11 tRNA genes are annotated in these 1,048 nt (G+C 51.7%); all 11 read left to right on the top strand.

The features are described from left to right. Positions 1-23 precede the first annotated feature (23 nt). Positions 24-99: transfer RNA gene (locus COJ46_RS17990), tRNA-Val, on the top strand. A 3-nt stretch (positions 100-102) separates the two neighbouring features. Beyond that, positions 103-175: transfer RNA gene (locus COJ46_RS17985), tRNA-Thr, on the top strand. A gap of 7 nt (positions 176-182) precedes the next feature. Continuing rightward, positions 183-258, top strand: a tRNA-Lys gene (locus COJ46_RS17980). 21 nt (positions 259-279) lie between these two features. Then, positions 280-362: transfer RNA gene (locus tag COJ46_RS17975), tRNA-Leu, on the top strand. Between the two features lie 29 nt (positions 363-391). Continuing rightward, a tRNA-Gly gene (locus tag COJ46_RS17970) sits at positions 392-466 on the top strand. An 8-nt stretch (positions 467-474) separates the two neighbouring features. Next, positions 475-561: transfer RNA gene (locus COJ46_RS17965), tRNA-Leu, on the top strand. Between the two features lie 10 nt (positions 562-571). Continuing rightward, a tRNA-Arg gene (locus COJ46_RS17960) sits at positions 572-648 on the top strand. Between the two features lie 24 nt (positions 649-672). Beyond that, positions 673-749, top strand: a tRNA-Pro gene (locus tag COJ46_RS17955). 10 nt (positions 750-759) lie between these two features. Further along, positions 760-832, top strand: a tRNA-Ala gene (locus COJ46_RS17950). Between the two features lie 28 nt (positions 833-860). Then, a tRNA-Met gene (locus tag COJ46_RS17945) sits at positions 861-934 on the top strand. Positions 935-943: 9 nt separating this feature from the next. Further along, positions 944-1,020, top strand: a tRNA-Ile gene (locus tag COJ46_RS17940). The last annotated feature ends 28 nt before the right edge of the window (positions 1,021-1,048 follow it).

Below are 1,048 nucleotides of genomic sequence, written 5' to 3'. Positions count from 1 at the left end.
AGTAGAACGTCGCTTGGTTTGATGGAGGATTAGCTCAGCTGGGAGAGCACCTGCCTTACAAGCAGGGGGTCGGCGGTTCGAGCCCGTCATCCTCCACCATATGCCGACTTAGCTCAATTGGTAGAGCAACTGACTTGTAATCAGTAGGTTGGGGGTTCAAGTCCTCTAGTCGGCACTCTTTTGAGCCATTAGCTCAGTAGGTAGAGCATCTGACTTTTAATCAGAGGGTCGAAGGTTCGAATCCTTCATGGCTCACCATTTTCTCAAAAGAGAATATTTGCGGGTGTGGCGGAATTGGCAGACGCGCTAGACTTAGGATCTAGTACTTCGGTGTGGGGGTTCGAGTCCCTTCACCCGCACCATTTAAATTTATAAGTTATAAGCAGTATACGCGGAAGTAGTTCAGTGGTAGAATACAACCTTGCCAAGGTTGGGGTCGCGGGTTCGAGCCCCGTCTTCCGCTCCACATATGCTGCCGGGGTGGTGGAATGGCAGACACACAGGACTTAAAATCCTGCGGGGGTTGACCCCGTGCCGGTTCGAGTCCGGCCCTCGGTACCATTTATAATATGCGCCCGTAGCTCAATTGGATAGAGCGTTTGACTACGGATCAAAAGGTTATGGGTTCGAGTCCTTTCGGGCGCGCCATATTATTTCACCTGTTATTATTAACGGGAAGTGGCTCAGCTTGGTAGAGCACCTGGTTTGGGACCAGGGGGTCGCAGGTTCAAATCCTGTCTTCCCGACCATTTAAAACATGGGGCCTTAGCTCAGCTGGGAGAGCGCCTGCCTTGCACGCAGGAGGTCAGCGGTTCGATCCCGCTAGGCTCCACTTAAAGAAACTTAAATTAACTTATTATGGCGGTGTAGCTCAGCTGGCTAGAGCGTACGGTTCATACCCGTGAGGTCGTGGGTTCGACTCCCTCCGCCGCTACTTATTTAAGGACCTTTAGCTCAGCTGGTTAGAGCAGACGGCTCATAACCGTCCGGTCGTAGGTTCGAGTCCTACAAGGTCCACCACTTATAATGGAGTAATACCCAAGTCTGG

Source organism: Bacillus sp. AFS077874 (genome assembly GCF_002566505.1).
Taxonomy (GTDB): domain Bacteria; phylum Bacillota; class Bacilli; order Bacillales; family Bacillaceae_G; genus Gottfriedia.
The sequence above is the reverse complement of the archived record's forward strand: the minus strand, read 5'-3'. Positions and strand labels throughout refer to the sequence as shown.